Genomic DNA, 16,306 nt, shown 5'->3' with positions numbered 1-16,306 from the left:
ACGCACAGGCCGGTTTACCCGGTCTGACCCACCGCGGCGATCCATTCGGCGAGCAGCATGGTCAGCCGCTGTTCGCGGAGGGCGTCGACCAGCCGGCCGGCCCGGTCGAGCGTGGCGATGCCGTGCATCGAACACCAGGCGACTTCGGTGCGCGCGGCGAGAGCGGCCCCCTCGTAGTAGGGACTGAACAGCGCCTGGATTTCGCCGAAGGCGTCGCGCAGGGCCTGCGGGGCGTCGGGGCCGAAATTCAGGTCGGTCTTCAGGACGAACATCGCGTCGTAGCGGGCGGGGTTGTCGGAGGCGAAGTTCAGGTACGCGCGGGCGACGTCGGCGAAGGCCTGCTCCGGCGTGGTGGCGGCGCCGCGCGCGGTGCGCAGCGTGTCCGCGAGTACCGCGCAGCCCTGCTCGGCGACCTCGGAGACGATGGCCTGTTTCCCCGCGAAGTGGCTGTAGAGCACCGGCTGGCTGTACTCGATGCGTTCGGCCAGCTTGCGCACCGTCACCGACTCCCAGCCGTCGTTCTCGGCCAATTCGAGGGCGGTGTCGACGATGCGCTGGTGCCGTTCGGCGCGGTCGCGTTCTTTGCGGGCCTGAGTGCTCATGAAAGAAATACTAGCAGCGCTAGACAAAGTAGCGATGCTCGTTTAATGTTGCTCTCGAACCTAGCGCCGCTAGAAAAAAGAGCACCGGGGAAATCCGGGGCCGCACACCAGGAGTCACCATGAACGTCTCGCGCCTCGCCACCGTCTTCTCCCTCATCGGAGCGGCCTTCATCCTCTACATCGGCATCAGCTACCTGATCACGCCGGAGACCATCGCCACCGGCTTCGGGCTCCCGGCCTGGCCCGAGGGCGACGCGGTGGCGTTCATGAACCTGAAGGGCGTGCGCGACACCGTCTCCGGGATTCTCATCCTGGTCCTGCTGGCCACCAAGCAGCGCTACGCCCTGGGCATCACCACGCTGGTGATCGCCCTGATCCCGCTGGGCGACATGCTCACCGTGTTCAGCTGGGACGGCTCCGCCGCCACGGCACTGGGCATCCACGGCCTGACCGCCGTCTTCGTCGCCCTCACCGGCGGGCTGCTGATCCGCGAGTCCCGTACCGCTCCGGCCCCGGCCCGGGTTCCCGCGCCGATCGCCGCCTGAGCTCCAGCACCTTTCGAACGCGCCGGCCTCGGGGTCGGCGCGTTTTTTGTGTTCTGGCTCACAGCCCGATCAATTTTCGCCGACCGCCCCGTCGATACGGGTAACACCACGCAGCACGAGGAGAACATCATGGCCGCCGCCAAGCCGCACGGACCCGCTTCCTACTTCCCCTCCATCGAGGCCAAGTACGGCCGCACCATCGACGAGTGGAAGACCGCGATGCGCGAAACCGGCCTGACCTCCTTCAAAGAACTCGTCACCTGGCTCAAGACCGAGCACGGCTTCGGCCACGGCCACGCCTCGGCCATCACCCAGCACCACCTCAACCCCGAAAAGTGGGCCGCCTGAGGCTGTTCCAGTCCGGAAAACCAACGAAGGGCCCGCGGGATTCGCGGGCCCTTCGTGGTTGGTGTGCCGGGCCGGTGGAGCGACCGGCCGGCGGCACTGTCCCGATGTCGCGGCTTATGGCTGTGACAATCGGGACCGCATCAAGCCGGTTGGAGAGATTTCTCGGGTTCTCCCGGCTTGGGGTCTTCGGCTGGTTCGGCGGGGCGGTGGTCATCGACCATGGTCTGCTCGTCGAACGGGATCTCCCGGTTCAGGACGGCTTGCACGCGTTCGGGATCGATGGTCTTGGTCCAGGTGCCGATGAGGACGGTGGCGACCGCGTTGCCGGAGAAGTTGGTGACCGCGCGGGCCTCGGACATGAACCGGTCGATACCGACGATCAAGCCGACGCCGTCGAGCAGTTCGGGCCGGTGGCTCTGGATGCCGCCCGCCAGCGTCGCCAGCCCGGCGCCGGTGACGCCGGCCGCGCCCTTGGACGCCACGATCATGAACACCAGCAGGCCGACCTGCTCGCCGATGCTCAGCGGCTTGCCCATCGCGTCGGCGATGAAGATCGAGGCCATGGTCAGGTAGATGGCGGTGCCGTCGAGGTTGAACGAATACCCGGTCGGCACAACGACACCCACGGTGGTCTTCTGCACCCCGAGATGCTCCATCTTGGCGATCAGGCGCGGCAGCGCCGACTCCGAGGACGAGGTGCCGACGATCAGCATGTACTCGCGGGCCAGGTAGCGCACCAGCTTGAAGATCGAGACCCGCGACACCACCCGGATCAGCACACCCAGCACGCCGAAGACGAACACCAGGCAGGTCAGGTAGAAGGCGAGCATCAGCGTGGCCAGCTGCACCACCGCGGACCAGCCGGTCTTGCCGACGACAGTCGCGATCGCGCCGAACGCGCCGATCGGGGCCAGCCACAGGATCATCACCAGTACCCGGAACACCAGCCGCTGCATCGCGGCGATGCCGCGCAGGATCGGCTCGCCGGTCTTGCCCATGGCCTGCAGCGCGAAGCCGACCAGCAGCGCGACGAACAGGGCCTGCAGCACGCTGCCGGAGGTCAGCGACGACACCAGCGTCGTCGGCACGATGCCCTGGATGAATTCCCAGGTACCGCCCGCGGCGTGCGCCTGATCGGCGTACTTGGCGCCCTGGCCGGCCGCGGAAGAGGAGATGTTCATGCCCGAGCCGGGCTCGAGCAGGTTGCCCACCACCAGGCCGATACCCAGGGCGGCGGTCGACATGACCAGGAAGTAGGCGAACGCCAGGCCGCCGACCTTGCCGACGGTAGCCGCGGCCCGGACCGAGCCGATACCCAGCACGATGGTGCAGAAGATCACCGGCGCGATCATCATCTTGATCAGGTTGACGAAGATCTTGCCCAGCGGTTCGAGCGAGACCGCGAAATCCGGGGCGACCCGGCCGACGATGATGCCCGCGACGACGGCGGCGAGCACGCCCAGATAGAGCCAGTGGGTGCGATCGCGCTTGGGCGCGCTCGTCACCTGTTGAGTTGTGTCGCTCATGCTTCCGCCTCGCTGACGCTCGGCTCCAGCATGCGCGATGCGCGCTGGCACATGATTCGTTCGCTGCGCTCTCTCATGGCGAGAAATGCCTTCCAAAAGGTACCGGCGTGAACGGGCCTGTGGGCCCCTGTGCAAAATGATGACGACCCACGTGACCTGGGTCACGGTTTATTGCATTACGTTCAGCTCGTGCGTTTGGAGGTCGGCTGATGAAACAAGGCCGGCTCACTCTCGCCGGACAGGCCTTTGTGCTGCAGTTGATCGTCATCACGCTGGTGATCGGGATCGGCGCGGTGCTCGCGGTCCTCGACGCCCGGCGCACCAGCGACCTGACCACCGAGCAGGAGGTCATCGACGTCGCGGTGACCGTGGCGCTGGTGCCCGGCACCGCGGACGCGGTCCGCTCCCCCGACCCGACCGCCCTGCTGCAACCGGTCACCGAGGCGATCCGCCGGCAGACCGGCATGGACTTCATCGTCGTGATGGCGCTGGACCGGACCCGGTTCACCCACACCAATCCGGCCCAGATCGGGCACCCGTTCAGCGGCACCATCGACCGGGCACTGGCCGGGGAGACGTTCACCGAGACCTTCACCGGCACCCTCGGCCCGTCCATCCGCGCGGTCACCCCGGTGCGCGACGAGTCCGGAGCGATCATCGCGCTGGTGTCGGCGGGCGTGACGCGGGCCCGGATCAGCGACGAGGTCGGCAATCAGCTGCCCAAGATCGGCAGCGTGGCGCTGGCCGGGCTGCTGGTCGCGGCGGCCGGATCGTTCCTGCTCAGCCGCCGACTACGCCGCCAGACCCACGGTCTCGCGCCGGACGAGCTGCGGGTGATGTACGAGCAGCACGACGCGGTCCTGCACTCCATCCACGAGGGCCTGGTCGTGTTCGGTGCGGGCGAGGACGCCGAGGTCGTCAACGACCAGGCCCGCCGCCTGCTCGATCTGCCCGACGGCCCGGTGCGGCGCGCGGACCTGCCGCTGTCCATGCAGCGCATGAGCTGGGGTGTGGTGCGCGACGAAATGCACGTCACCGGCGACCGGATCCTGCTCGTCAACCAGGACATCGTGCAGTCCGGGCGGCGGCCGCTCGGCACCGTCATGACCATCCGCGATCACACCGAATTGCGCACCGTCATGGGCGAACTCGACTCGGTGCGCGGTTTCGCCGAATCGCTGCGCGCCCAGGCCCACGAATCGGCGAACCGGCTGCACACCGTGGTCACCCTGGTCGAACTCGGCCAGCACGAGGAAGCCGTGCAGTTCGCCACCGCCGAACTCGAACTCTCCCAGACCCTGATCGACCGGTTGCTCGCCGACGTCGGCGACCCGGCCCTGGCCGCGCTGCTGCTGGGCAAGGTGAATCAGGCCGCCGAGCGCGGCGTCGAACTGACCATCGCCGAGGACACCGCGCTGGATTCGACCGCGCCGCTGTCCGCCCACGAGGCGGTCACCCTGGTCGGCAACCTGATCGACAACGCCATCGACGCCGCCGCGGGGCCGGACGGCGCCGGCGGCTGGGTGGAAGTGACGGTGCGGCAGCAGGATTCCGCCCTGCTGCTGCGGGTCGCCGACAGCGGCCCCGGCATGTCCGCGGCGCTGTTCGCGCGCGCCGCCGAACGCGGATACACCACCAAATCCGACCACCACGGGCTCGGCCTCGCGCTGGTGCACCGGCTGGTCGGCCGCCACGACGGTGTCATCGGCACCGAGCGCGACCCGGAAAGTGCGGTGACCGTGGCAATCCCGCGGAGCACCGCGAATATCGAAGGTAGACAGGAACAGTCGTGATCCGAGTGCTCATCGTCGAGGACGAACCCCTGATCGCCGAGGCGCACCACGCCTACGTGGCCCGCATCGAGGGCTTCACCCCGGTCGGTATCGCGCACACCGGCCGCGACGCCATGCGCGCCGCCGCCGAAGCCGCCGCCGCGGGCACCCCGATCGACCTGGTGCTCATGGACATCGGGCTGCCCGACACCAGCGGCCTCGACGTCGCCGCCGCGCTGTCCGGCCTGGCGCCGCGCCCCGACGTCATCGCCATCACCTCGGCCCGCGACCTCACCATGGTCCGCACCGCGGTGTCCCACGGCGTGGTTCTCTATCTCCTGAAGCCCTTCACCTTCGCCGCCTTCCGGGAAAAGCTGGAGCGCTACCGCGAATTCCGCACCGCGCTGCCCGCCGGCGAATCCGCCGTCACCCAGCACGACGTCGACCGCGCGCTCGCCGCGCTGCGCACCACCGACCAGCGCGCCGGCGCCCCGAAAGGTGTCGCGCCGCAAACCCTCGAGGAGATCTCGCGGGTCGTCCGCGACGCCGCCGACGGCATGACCGCCGCGGACACCGCGATCGCCATCGGCGTCTCCCGCATCACAGCCTGGCGCTACCTGGAAAAACTGGCCGACGACGGCCTGGTGCTGCGGCGCAGCGACTACGGCCGGGCGGGCCGGCCGAAGACGCGCTACCTCTGGAAGAGCTGACCGCTCAGACGTCGGTAGAGAAGCGGATGCCGCCGTCGGGGATCTCCACACCGGGCCAGATTCTGGCGCCGCGCAGCAATTCACAGCGCGCGCCGACATTGGCCCCGTCGCCGATGACGCCGTCGCGGACCAGCGCGCGGGGACCGATGCGGGCACCGAAGCCGATGATCGAGCGTTCGACGGTGGCCCCGGCCTCGATGACCGCACCGTCGAAGATGACCGCACCGTCCAGCCGCGCGCCCGCGCCGATCTCGGCGCCGCGGCCGACGACGGTGCCGCCGATCAGCAGCGCGCCCGGGGCGACGCCCGCGCTCGGATGCACGAGGGATTCGCCGCGCTGGCCGGGCAGGGCCGGGGAGGGCGCGATGCCGCGGACCAGATCGGCGGAACCGCGCACGAAGTCCTCGGGGGTGCCCATGTCGCGCCAGTAGGAGGTGTCGACGTGGCCCTGGACGCGCGCGCCCTCGGCCAGCAGCGCGGGAAAGACCTCGCGCTCCACCGAGACCGGGCGGCCGGGCGGGATCTTCTCGATGTACTCGCGGCGGAAGACGTAGCAGCCGGCGTTGATCTGATCGGTCGGCGGATCCTGGGTCTTCTCCAGGAACGCGGTGACCCGGCCGTTCTCGTCGGTGGGGACGCAGCCGAAGGCGCGCGGGTCGCTGACCCGGACCAGGTGCAGGGTGACGTCGGCGTTGGACTTCTCGTGGGTGTCGAGCACCGCGCCGAGATCGGTGCCGCCGAGCACGTCACCGTTGAAGACCATCACGTTGTCGGCACGCAGCTTGGGCAGCACGTTGCGGATGCCGCCGCCGGTGCCCAGCGGCTCGGTCTCGGTGACGTATTCGAGTTCCAGGCCGAGTTCGGAACCGTCACCGAAGTGCTCCTCGAACACCTCCGCCTTGAACGAGGTGCCGAGCACGACGTGGGTGATCCCGGCCTCGGCGATGCGCGCCAGCAAATGGGTCAGGAACGGCAGGCCCGCGGTCGGCAACATCGGCTTGGGCGCCGAGAGCGTGAGCGGACGCAGCCGCGTGCCCTGGCCCCCGACCAGGATCACAGCATCGGTGCTGCCTGCGTTTCCCATTAAAAGTTCCCCTTGTTCACTGGGATCTGTCTCCGACAGGGCACATGCCTGAACCAGGCTAGCTTGCTGTACGGCTACTGAGCTGCTTCTCGCGCCTGCTGACGCAGCGCCGATCGAACCGCAATACGCTCGCGAATGGCAAGTCCGCCGCGCAGCGCCAGCCGCAGCGGGGCCTGCCACCAGTGCGGATGCCGGTCGGCCTGGAAGCGGTACGCGCTGGCGTGGTGCGCGGGCAGCATCACTTCCGGATGCTTGCCGGCGGCATGCCCCTTGGCGTGGGTGACCTCGGCGGTCGGCACGAACACGTTGTGCCAGCCGGCCTTGCCCATGCGGTCGCCGAAATCGACGTCCTCCATGTACATGAAGTAGCGGGAGTCGAAGCCCTCGATGGCGTCGAAGGCCGAGCGGCGCACCAGCAGGCAGGAGCCGGACAGCCAGCCGACCGTCCGCTCGGCGATCTGCTCGTTGTCGCGGCGGTAGCGCTGGGTCCACGGGTTGCCGGGCCAGACCGAGCCGAGGATGGCGTGGCCGGCGCCGTCGAGCAGACCGGGCACCGCGCGGGCCGACGGGTAGACGCTGCCGTCGGGTTCGCGCACCAGCGGGCCCAGCGCGCCCGCGCGCGGCCAGCGCTTGGCGGCGGTCAGCAGGTGATCGATGGAGTCGGTGTCCCAGCGGATATCCGGGTTGGCGATCACGATGAACTCGATGCTCGGGTCGATCTCGGCGACCGCGCGGTTGATCGCGCCGCCGTAGCCGATATTGCCGCCGGTGCGCAGCAGGCGCACGTGCGCGTTGGCCTCGGCGGCCAGTTCGGGCGTCCCGTCGGTCGAGCCGTTGTCGGCCAGAATCACCTGAGGTTTCTCACCGGTGGCGGTGGCCAGGGTGGAAATGAAGTGCTCGAGGTGTTCGCCGGGCGAGTAGGTCACCGTGACGACGGCCAGGCCACCAGGGGCCAACTGATCGGAAGCGCTCACAACGCTGCCTCGCTGACGCTCGGCATCGTTGCGACCGCTTTGGCGGCTGTGTTGTCGGTTCGCAAGCTCACGGCACCGAAGCGTAGTCGCCGAAACTCGACCGTGCGTCCCCGAGTCCGCGGGGACAACCGGTCGATAACTGAAACCTGTTCGCGCCGTTCAATTCTGGCTGATCTAGGGGTCAGCTCAGCGCAGCGTGCAGCGCCTCGCGCCAAGGCCGCAGCGGGGTCAGTCCGGCCTCGTCCCAGGAGCGGTGCGACAGCACCGAATAGGCCGGGCGCGGTGCGGGTCTCGGGAAGGCCGAGGAGGGGCAGGGCCGCACCCGGGCCGGATCCGCGCCGACCTCCTCGAAGACCGCGCGGGCGAGATCGAACCAGGTGCCCTGGCCGGCGTTGGTGGCGTGCAGCACCCGGGGCGCGTCCGGGCGCCCGGCGAGTTCGAGCAGGCCGGCCGCGAGGTCGGCGGCATAGGTGGGCGCGCCGAGTTGATCGTCGACGACGTCGAGGGTGTCGCGCTCGCGTTCCAGCCGGCGCATCGTGCCGACGAAATCGCCGGGCTCCCCCGAGTAGACCCAGGCGGTGCGCACCAGGTGGGCGGCGGCGCCGGAGGCCAGGACGGCCTGCTCACCCGCCAGCTTGGTACGGCCGTAAACCGTTGCGGGTGCGGTCGTATCGCCTGTGTCGTAGGGCCGATTGTGGGTACCCGCGAAGACATAGTCGGTGGACAGATGAATGAGCCGGGCCTCGGCCCGCGCGCAGGCGGCGGCGAGGACGGCGGGTCCGGTCGCGTTGGCGGTGAAGGCGGCCTCGGGGTCGGATTCGGCCTGATCCACGGCGGTGTAGGCGGCGCAGTTGAGTACCACGGTTCCCGGGGTCAGCACGGCGCCGAGGGCATCGGCGTCGGTGATGTCGAGATCATCGCGGCCGTAGGCGCGCGCGCCGGGTGCCAGGCGCAGCAGCTGCCGCCCGACTTGGCCGCGCGCGCCGGTCACGACGAGGTGAGCAAACGATTCGGGCACGGGGTGCAGTCTGGCACGCCGTGACACCCGCAGGTGCGCTCCGGTGCGGTAACCGCCGGTTAGCCTTGAGCCCCAGCAAGACCGGGGGCAGGCGTTCGGAGTGGTTGCGGGAGCACCGGAAGTCGGGGCATCGGGTCAGTTGGAAGGACGCTGAAAGTGACGGAAGACAGATCGATGAGCCTGGGCCGCGTCGTGCTGGCGGCGGGGGCCGCGCTGGTGCTCGTGCTCACCGGATTCGCCTGGCGCAGCGTCGATTCGTTCGTCTCGGGTATCGAGCGGATCAGCGACCTGGGCTTGGGCGGGCAGCGCGACGGCGCCACCGACATCCTGCTGGTCGGCGTGGATTCCCGCACCGACGCGCACGGCAACCCGCTCAGCGCCGCCGAACGGGCCATGCTGCACGCCGGTGACGAGGTCGGCACGAACACCGACACGATCATGCTGGTGCGCGTCCCCAACGACGGCCGGTCCGCGACCGCCATCTCCATCCCCCGCGACAGCTACGTCGAGGTGCCGGGCATCGGGTCGAGCAAGATCAACTCCGCCTACGGCGCCACCAAGCTGACCACCAAAGAGAAACTGATGGCCCAGGGCCAGTCGGAATCCCAGGCCGAGACCCAGTCCACGCAGGCCGGACGGCAAGCCCTGATCAAGTCCGTCGGCGCGCTGACCGGGCTCACCGTCGACCACTACGCCGAGATCAGCTTCCTGGGCTTCGTGCTGCTCACCGACGCCGTCGGCGGCGTGGAGGTGTGCCTGAACGAGGCGGTGGACGAGTGGATGTCGGGCGCGGACTTCGCCGCCGGGCGCCAGCGCCTCGACGGCCCGGAGGCGCTGAGCTTCGTGCGCCAGCGGCACAACCTGCCGCGTGGCGACATCGACCGGATCGTGCGCCAGCAGGTGTTCCTGGCCCAGCTGACCAATCAGATGCTCAGTGCGAAGACGCTCAGCAATCCGATGCGGTTGCAGGAACTCAGCGACGCCGTCGGGCGCACCGTGGTGCTGGACGGCAGCTGGGATGTGATCTCGTTCCTCAAGCAGCTCAAGGACCTGTCCGGCGGGCACGTCCGGTTCGAGACCATCCCGGTCGCCGACCTCAACGGCATGACCAGCAACGGCGAGTCCGTTGTGCGGGTCGAGCCGCGCATGGTGAAGGCGTTCGTGTCCTCGTTGGTGGCGGGCAAGACCGACGAGGAGGAGGCCGAGGACGTCGGTTTCGACGCCACGACCGTGACGGTGAACGTGCTCAACGCCAGCGGTGTCGGCGGGCTGGCCTCGAAGGTATCCCAGGCGCTGGGCGCCAAGGGCTTCCAGCCGGGCCAGGTCGGCAATTACAACGGCGGCAGCGTGACCAGCACCCGGGTGCTCGCGGCGAGCACGACCGATCCCCGGGCCAAGGAGGTCGCGCGGGTGCTGGGCGGTGTCACGGTGGTGGCGGACCCGATGATGTCACCGGAAGCGATCAGCGTCGTGCTGGCAAGCGACTATTCTGGTCCGGGCTCGAGTGCGAGCTCGATGTTCGACTTCACCGGTTCGTCGTCCACCTCGGCGACGCCGGTGCCACCCGCTCCACCGATTTCCGCAGGCCAGAACGGACCGAAATGCGTGAACTGAACAATGCGTGAGCACACGACACTCACCGAGTTGGTGCTGGATCCGATCCTCGCGCGCGAGCCCGCCGCACCGCGGGTCACCTACTACGACGACGCCAGCGGTGCCCGGATCGAACTGTCCGGGCTGACACTGGCGAACTGGGCGGCCAAAACCGCCAATCTGATTCGCGACGAGTTCGGCCTGACCCCCGGCGCGCGGGTAGCTGTGTTGTTGCCAGCGCACTGGCAGACGGCCGCCGTTCTGCTGGGTTGCTGGTGGGCCGGCGCCGAAGTGGTGCTCGGCCCGGACCCGGATGCCGAGCTCGCCCTGGTGACCGCGACCCGCCTGGCCGAGACCGACGACATCGCCGAGGTCGCGGCGCTGTCCCTGGATCCGATGGGCGCGCCGGTGCGGGATCTGCCGCTGGGCGTCACCGATTTCGCCACGCACGTGCGGGTGCACGGCGACCAGTTCCTGCCGCGCGGCGCGGGCGTCGCGCTGGACGGTATGCCGGTCGCCGAGGTGTTCGCCGAGGCCAGGCGGTCGGCCATGCGCCAGGGCTTCGGCGAGGGTGACCGCGTGCTGTCGAGCACGCCGTGGGAGACCCCGGCCGAGCTGATCGACGGCTTCGTGGCCGTGCTGGCGGCGGGCGCGTCGCTGGTGCAGGTCGTGAATCCCGATCCGGCCGCGCGGGATCGGCGAATCGCCTCCGAAAGGGTCACCGCGCAGCGTTGAGGCTCCTACCCAGGTATAGGTCGGTCGTCCAACCGGAGAACGTTCTCAGCCGCCACAGCGATCCGTACGGTGGAGCTATCCACAACGACGAGGTTGGTGAGCGATGAAGCCGCAGTACTGGTTCCAGTGGTTTTCCGTGCAGGGCCTGCCCCGGCTGGTCCTGCGCAGCCAGGCCCGCCGCGGGCACCCGTTCGCGCAGTTGATGGGCGGGCGCCAGGGTTTCACCGACCCGTACCCGCTGATCGAGCAGCTCCGCGGCCAGGGCCGGCTGGTGAAGACGCCGATCGCCTGGGCCAGCGCCGATCACGAACTGGTGCGGACGATCCTGCGGGACAACCGCTTCGGGGTGCGCGCGAACAAGAACTTCGATCTGCCCGCGCCGCTGGTCCGGCTGACCGAGCGCTATCCGTTGCCGCCCAACCCGGTCGAGCCCCCGTCCATGCTGGTGATCGACCCGCCCGACCACACGAAGATGCGCCGCCCGGTCGCCGCGGCGTTCACCCCGCGCGCCATCGGCCGGCTGCGCGACCGGGTCGAATCGGTGACCGAGGAACTGCTGGCGGAACTGCCCGCCGGCGGATCAGCCGACCTCATCGCCTCCTTCGCGGCGCAGGTGCCGATCGCGATCATCTCCGAGATGCTCGGTTTCCCGCGCGAAGACAAGCAGATGTTCCTGAACTGGGGCGATGCCGCCACCCCGCTGCTGGACATCGGCATCTCCCGCAAGGCGCACCGCCATGCCCTCGACGCCATGGAGGTGATGAACACCTACCTCGACGGGCATATCGAGCGGCTGCGCCGCGAGCCCGGCGAGGACATCCTCTCCAGCCTGGTCACCGCGGGCGAGCTCGACACCTACGGCTTGAAGGCCACCGCCAGCCTGCTCATGGGCGCCGGGTTCGAGACCACCGTCAACCTCATCGGCAACGGCGTGGTGCAACTGCTCTCGCACCCCGACCAGCTCGAGCGCTTGCGGGCCGAACCTGAGCTGTGGCCCAACGCCGTGGAAGAGGTGCTGCGCATCGACGCCCCGGTGCAGACCACGGCCCGCTCCGCCCTGGAGGACGTGGAGATCGCGGGCATCCCGCTGCGCAAGGGCAATACGGTGGTGGTCTCGCTCGCGGGCGCGAACCGCGACCCGGGCGTCTTCGAGGATCCGACCCGGTTCGACGTGGGCCGCGCGAACGCCAAGGACCACTTGACCTTCAGCAGCGGCGTGCACGTCTGCCTGGGGGCCAGCCTGGCCCGCATGGAAGCCACCTACGCGCTGCGGGCGCTGTTCGAGCGGTTCCCCGACCTGCAACTGGCGGGCCCGCCGCAGCGCCGCGAGCTGTTCACCCTGCACGGCTACGAACGGCTGCCGGTCCGGCTCGGCCGCAGCGCCCACGCCCCCGCGACCTCGGTGGTGTGAACTAGCGTTGCCGCCATGGCACGCGTCGCGATCGAGTACTGCACCCAATGCCGCTGGCTGCTGCGCGCGAGCTGGATGGCCCAGGAACTGCTGAGCACCTTCGGCACCGACCTCGGCGAGGTCGCGCTGGTCCCGGGGGCGGGCGGGATCTTCCGCATCACCGTCGACGGCGAGCAGATCTGGGAACGCAAGGCCGACGGCGGCTTCCCCGAGATCGCGGTGCTCAAGCAGCGGGTCCGGGACAAGGTCGCGCCGGACCGCGACCTCGGCCACGCCGACCGCCCGGCCTAGGCCGGGACCCGGGCCGGCTCGTCGAACGGCGGGTAGTGCTCGGCGCCCGTCCGCTCCGCCGCGTCGATGTAATCGGCCAGCGCGTCGCGGGAGCGCGCGAGCTTGGCCAGCTGCTCCTCCAGCCGGGCCATCCGCGACCGCATCGCGCTCAGCAGTTCGGGACAACCCGCGAGTTCCGGCGCCGGGCCGACCGCGCACGGCAGCAGATAGGCGATGTCCTCGGAGGAGAGCCCGGCGGCGAGCAGGTGCCGGATCTGCTGCACCCGCAGAATCGCGGCTTCGGCGTAGTCGCGGTAGCCGTTCGCGCCGCGGTCGGCTTCCAGCAGGCCCTGGGATTCGTAGTAGCGCAACTGATGCGCGTTGACGCCCGTCCGGCGACTCAATTCCCCGATCAGCATCAGAACCTCACTTGACCTTCACACCGGTATCAACGTTGACGATGGTGCCATGACCAACGAAACAACCAGCTCAGTCACTGTTCTCGGCCTCGGACTGATGGGCCGCGCGCTGGCCGGCGCCTTCCTGAAAGCCGGGCACACCACCACCGTGTGGAACCGTACCGCCGCCAAAGCCGACGACCTGGTGGCCCAGGGTGCCCGGCCGGCCCCGACCGTCACCGAGGCGGTGCGAGCCGGGTCGGTGACCCTCCTCTGCCTCACCGACTATCCGGCGGTCTACGAGTTGCTCGCCGAGGCCGACCTCGCGGGCGCGACCCTGATCAATCTCACCTCGGGCTCCTCCGCCCAGGCCCGTGCGGCCGCCGAGTGGGCCGCGCAGCGCGGCGCCCGGTACCTGGACGGGGCCATCATGGCCGTCCCGCCGGCGATCGGCACCCCGGAAGCGGTGGTGCTGCACAGTGGTCCCCAGGCGGACTTCGAGGCGCACGAGCCGGTGCTCGCGGCCCTGGGCACCGTCAGCTACCTCGGTGCGGACCACGGGCTGGCGCCGCTCTACGACATGGCCGGCCTGGCCATGATGTGGAGCGTGCTCAACGCCTGGTTGCAGGGCACGGCCATGCTGCGCACCGCCGGGGTCGACGCGGCGACCTTCGCGCCGTTCGCGCGGCAGATCGCGGCAGGGGTGGCCGACTGGCTACCGGGTTACGCCGAGCAGGTCGATCGCGGCGCCTTCCCGGCCGAGGTGTCGGCGCTGGAGACCGACGCCCGGGCGATGGCCCACCTCGTCGCGGAGAGCGAGGCGCTGGGCGTCGACGCCGAACTACCCCGGTTGATCCAGGCGATGGCCCAGCGCTCGATCGCGGCCGGGCACGGCGGCGAGCAATATCCCGTGCTGATCGCGGAATTCGAGAAGCCCCGCTAGCAGCAACCGCCGCCGCCACAGCAGCCACCACCGGCCGGACGGGGCGCCGCGGCCGCGGCGGGCACGGCGCCGCCGCGGCTCACCGTGCCGAAGGTGGTCAGCAGCTTGACGGTGTCGTCGTGGCCGCCCGGGCAGGCGGCGGGATTCGAGGATTGCGCCATCGGCCGGGTGACCTCGAAGGTGTCCCCGCAGGTCCGGCACCGGAAGTTGTAGCTCGGCATCGGGTCAGCGTATCGCCTGGCCGACGTTCCGTGCGGCTACCGTCGGCCGTAACCGACTGGAAGTACTCTCGAAGAGGATCACCGGGTGCCGATAGGAGGTGCGGGCTATGACGACGCAGTTCGAAACCGAATCCGACGCCGCCCTCGACGGCCCGGTCGTCCCCACCACCTCGGGCCGGGTCCGCGGCCACTGGGACGGGCCCGTCGCGGTCTGGCGCTCGATCCCCTACGCGGCCCCGGTGACCGGCGCGAAACGCTTCCAGCCGCCGGTGCCCCCCGAACGCTGGGACGGTATCCGCGACTGCGCGCTGTTCGGCCAGATCGCCCCGCAGACCATGGGCAACATGGTTCCCGTGGACTCGGTGCTGACCATGGGCGAGGACTGCCTGTGGCTGAACGTCTGGTCGCCCCCGGACAGTGTGGGCCCCAAGGCGTCCGGTGATCCGCGCCCGGTCATGGTGTGGGTGCACGGCGGCGCCTACTGTCTCGGCACCGCCGCCCAGGCCATCTACGACGGCCGCAAGCTCGCCGAGACCGGTGACGTGGTGGTGGTCAGCGTCAACTACCGCATCGGTGTGCTCGGTTTCCTGGACCTGTCCTCGTTGTTCCACGGCTTCACCCCGAATCTCGGCCTGCACGACCAGATCGCCGCGCTGGAGTGGGTGCGCGACAACATCGCCGCGTTCGGCGGCGATCCCGGCAACGTGACGCTGTTCGGCGAATCCTCGGGCGCGGGCTGTGTCACGGCGCTGCTGACCGCGCCGCGCACCAGCGGCCTGTTCCACAAGGCGATCGCGCAGAGCCCGCCCGCGACCACGGTGCTGAGCCGGGAGCGCGCCGCGGGCGTCGCGCAGCGCCTGCTGGAACTGCTGGAACTCGCGCCCGCCCAGGCCATGGACCTGATCGACCTGCCCATCGACCGGCTCGTCCAGGCGGCCGGCCTGCTGATGGACGAGGTGCCGATGAAGGAGCCCGGCCGGTTGGCGGCGGCGCCGGTGGTGGACGGAGAGTTGTTGCCGGAGTATCCGATTCACCGGTTCCAGCTCGGCCGCTCGCACCGGATGCCGCTGATGATCGGCACCAACAAGGACGAGGCCTCGCTGTTCCGGCTGTTCCGCTCCCCGATCATGCCGGTCACGCCGGACGCGGTGAACGTCATGCTGCACGACGTGGCAGCCGGCCATCCCGGTATGTCGCCCGAGCGCATCGCCGAAATCACCTCGGCGTATCCGGATCTCACGAAAACCCGTGGCGCCCTGCTGATGTCGACCGACGCGGCGTTCCGTATGCCGGCGCACTGGGTGGCCGACGCGCACGCACAGCACTCCCCGACCTGGACCTACCGCTTCGACTACGCCACCCCGATGCTGCGCGCGGCCCGGGTCGGAGCCGGGCACGCCACCGAATTGCCCTATGTCTTCGGCAATTTCGGCACCCTGAACCACGATCCCACCTTCTGGCTGGGCGGGCGCAAGGTGGCCGGCGAGGTCTCCGGTCGGGTGATGCGGCGCTGGCTGGCCTTCGCCGCGCACGGGGTGCCCGCCGCGCTGGACGGCTCCAAGCACTGGCCGCCCTACCGCCCGTCCTCGCGGACCACGCTTTTGATCGACACCATCGACCGCGTCGTGGACAACCCCGACCGCGATCTGCACGCGGCCTGGGGCGATCAGGCGGTCGGCTTCAGCTGACCGGCGGTTCGATCTCCCCGTCGACGTACACCCAGGCGCCGTCCTCGCGCGTGAACCGGCTGACCTCGTGCAGTTGGCCGCGCCCGCCGTCGGCGCGGTAGTGCGCGACGAACTCCACCACGCCGGTGTCGTCGAACGGGCCGCCGCGCTCGGTGCGCACGATCTCCAGGAACAGCCAGCGCTGGTCCGGGTCGAGGTCGAGCTCCGCCGGCCGGTGCGCGGAATGCCAGGACCGCCGCAGATAGCCGGTGTCGCCGACCGCGAACGCGGTGTAGCGCGAGCGCATCAGCGCCTCGGCCGTCGGCGCGGGGCGCTGACCGGCGAGCAGCGGGCCGCAGCACGCGCCGAAGGGTTCTCCGCGCCGGCACGGGCACAACTGCGACTCAGCCATGGTGTGATTGTCCCAGTGCCGAATCGGTGCGGCGCACCGGTCCACGGGCCCTGGCGCGCCGAATCACCTGCAACGTA

18 protein-coding genes are annotated in these 16,306 nt (G+C 69.8%); 10 read left to right on the top strand and 8 right to left on the bottom strand.

What is annotated here, in order from left to right; genetic code table 11:
* Positions 1 to 14 precede the first annotated feature (14 nt).
* The gene (locus tag AB0H76_RS02045; RefSeq protein WP_357316067.1) at positions 15 to 602 is read right to left on the bottom strand and encodes a TetR/AcrR family transcriptional regulator; all 588 of its coding nucleotides are present in this window, start codon (positions 600 to 602) and stop codon (positions 15 to 17) included.
* 119 nt (positions 603 to 721) lie between these two features.
* Between AB0H76_RS02045 and AB0H76_RS02040 the strand changes: the two genes are divergently transcribed.
* Entirely contained in the window at positions 722 to 1,147 is a 426-nt protein-coding gene (locus AB0H76_RS02040) for a DUF4267 domain-containing protein (protein WP_357316064.1), read from the top strand.
* Between the two features lie 129 nt (positions 1,148 to 1,276).
* Positions 1,277 to 1,495, top strand: coding sequence for a DUF4287 domain-containing protein (locus AB0H76_RS02035; protein WP_357316062.1), 219 nt, complete (start codon positions 1,277 to 1,279; stop codon positions 1,493 to 1,495).
* 140 nt (positions 1,496 to 1,635) lie between these two features.
* On the opposite strand, the gene AB0H76_RS02030 is transcribed toward AB0H76_RS02035, so the two are convergent.
* The gene (locus AB0H76_RS02030; RefSeq protein WP_357316060.1) at positions 1,636 to 3,021 is read right to left on the bottom strand and encodes a cation:dicarboxylase symporter family transporter; all 1,386 of its coding nucleotides are present in this window, start codon (positions 3,019 to 3,021) and stop codon (positions 1,636 to 1,638) included.
* A gap of 209 nt (positions 3,022 to 3,230) precedes the next feature.
* On the opposite strand from AB0H76_RS02030, the gene AB0H76_RS02025 reads away from it, so the two are divergent.
* Together AB0H76_RS02025 and AB0H76_RS02020 are read left to right on the top strand one after the other, a co-directional pair.
* Positions 3,231 to 4,814 (top strand): ATP-binding protein, encoded by a 1,584-nt coding sequence (locus AB0H76_RS02025; protein WP_357316057.1) that lies wholly within the window; start codon positions 3,231 to 3,233, stop codon positions 4,812 to 4,814.
* Complete coding sequence (locus AB0H76_RS02020; protein WP_357316054.1) at positions 4,811 to 5,503, top strand: response regulator; 693 nt, start codon at positions 4,811 to 4,813, stop codon at positions 5,501 to 5,503. The genes AB0H76_RS02025 and AB0H76_RS02020 overlap by 4 nt, the downstream gene beginning before the upstream one ends.
* Before the next feature lie 4 nt (positions 5,504 to 5,507).
* Here the strand turns inward: AB0H76_RS02020 and AB0H76_RS02015 are convergent, their stop codons facing one another.
* From AB0H76_RS02015 to rfbD, 3 genes are all read right to left on the bottom strand, one after another.
* Positions 5,508 to 6,587 (bottom strand): NDP-sugar synthase, encoded by a 1,080-nt coding sequence (locus AB0H76_RS02015; RefSeq protein ID WP_357316051.1) that lies wholly within the window; start codon positions 6,585 to 6,587, stop codon positions 5,508 to 5,510.
* A gap of 74 nt (positions 6,588 to 6,661) precedes the next feature.
* Positions 6,662 to 7,561, bottom strand: a complete 900-nt coding sequence (locus AB0H76_RS02010) for a glycosyltransferase family 2 protein (RefSeq protein ID WP_357316049.1) — start codon at positions 7,559 to 7,561, stop codon at positions 6,662 to 6,664.
* A 181-nt stretch (positions 7,562 to 7,742) separates the two neighbouring features.
* Entirely contained in the window at positions 7,743 to 8,579 is an 837-nt protein-coding gene (rfbD, locus tag AB0H76_RS02005) for a dTDP-4-dehydrorhamnose reductase (RefSeq protein ID WP_357316046.1), read from the bottom strand.
* Between the two features lie 174 nt (positions 8,580 to 8,753).
* Here rfbD and AB0H76_RS02000 point away from each other — a divergent pair, with 174 nt between their 5' ends.
* From AB0H76_RS02000 to AB0H76_RS01985, 4 genes are all read left to right on the top strand, one after another.
* Positions 8,754 to 10,193: an LCP family protein gene (locus AB0H76_RS02000; RefSeq protein WP_357320307.1), complete on the top strand. Its 1,440-nt coding sequence runs from the start codon at positions 8,754 to 8,756 to the stop codon at positions 10,191 to 10,193.
* A 3-nt stretch (positions 10,194 to 10,196) separates the two neighbouring features.
* Positions 10,197 to 10,907 (top strand): TIGR03089 family protein, encoded by a 711-nt coding sequence (locus tag AB0H76_RS01995; protein WP_357316043.1) that lies wholly within the window; start codon positions 10,197 to 10,199, stop codon positions 10,905 to 10,907.
* 103 nt (positions 10,908 to 11,010) lie between these two features.
* Complete coding sequence (locus AB0H76_RS01990; RefSeq protein WP_357316040.1) at positions 11,011 to 12,318, top strand: cytochrome P450; 1,308 nt, start codon at positions 11,011 to 11,013, stop codon at positions 12,316 to 12,318.
* Positions 12,319 to 12,333: 15 nt separating this feature from the next.
* A complete protein-coding gene (locus AB0H76_RS01985; RefSeq protein ID WP_357316038.1) occupies positions 12,334 to 12,609 on the top strand; it encodes a SelT/SelW/SelH family protein in 276 nt (91 codons plus the stop codon).
* Here AB0H76_RS01985 and AB0H76_RS01980 read toward each other — a convergent pair.
* Positions 12,606 to 13,007 (bottom strand): MerR family transcriptional regulator, encoded by a 402-nt coding sequence (locus AB0H76_RS01980; RefSeq protein ID WP_357316035.1) that lies wholly within the window; start codon positions 13,005 to 13,007, stop codon positions 12,606 to 12,608. The two genes, AB0H76_RS01985 and AB0H76_RS01980, sit on opposite strands and share 4 nt — an antisense overlap.
* A 49-nt stretch (positions 13,008 to 13,056) precedes the next feature.
* On the opposite strand from AB0H76_RS01980, the gene AB0H76_RS01975 reads away from it, so the two are divergent.
* On the top strand, positions 13,057 to 13,929 hold the full coding sequence (locus tag AB0H76_RS01975; RefSeq protein WP_357316032.1) for an NAD(P)-binding domain-containing protein: 873 nt from the start codon (positions 13,057 to 13,059) through the stop codon (positions 13,927 to 13,929).
* Here AB0H76_RS01975 and AB0H76_RS01970 read toward each other — a convergent pair.
* Positions 13,926 to 14,150: a zinc ribbon domain-containing protein gene (locus tag AB0H76_RS01970; RefSeq protein WP_357316030.1), complete on the bottom strand. Its 225-nt coding sequence runs from the start codon at positions 14,148 to 14,150 to the stop codon at positions 13,926 to 13,928. The two genes, AB0H76_RS01975 and AB0H76_RS01970, sit on opposite strands and share 4 nt — an antisense overlap.
* A 107-nt stretch (positions 14,151 to 14,257) precedes the next feature.
* Between AB0H76_RS01970 and AB0H76_RS01965 the strand changes: the two genes are divergently transcribed.
* On the top strand, positions 14,258 to 15,838 hold the full coding sequence (locus AB0H76_RS01965) for a carboxylesterase/lipase family protein (protein WP_357316027.1): 1,581 nt from the start codon (positions 14,258 to 14,260) through the stop codon (positions 15,836 to 15,838).
* Here the strand turns inward: AB0H76_RS01965 and AB0H76_RS01960 are convergent.
* The gene (locus AB0H76_RS01960; protein WP_357316024.1) at positions 15,831 to 16,229 is read right to left on the bottom strand and encodes a YchJ family metal-binding protein; all 399 of its coding nucleotides are present in this window, start codon (positions 16,227 to 16,229) and stop codon (positions 15,831 to 15,833) included. The two genes, AB0H76_RS01965 and AB0H76_RS01960, sit on opposite strands and share 8 nt — an antisense overlap.
* Positions 16,230 to 16,306: the final 77 nt, after the last annotated feature.

Source organism: Nocardia sp. NPDC050712, assembly GCF_040654295.1.
GTDB lineage: Bacteria > Actinomycetota > Actinomycetes > Mycobacteriales > Mycobacteriaceae > Nocardia.
Note: the sequence above shows the minus strand (reverse complement) of the source record. Positions and strands in the feature narration are given on the sequence as shown.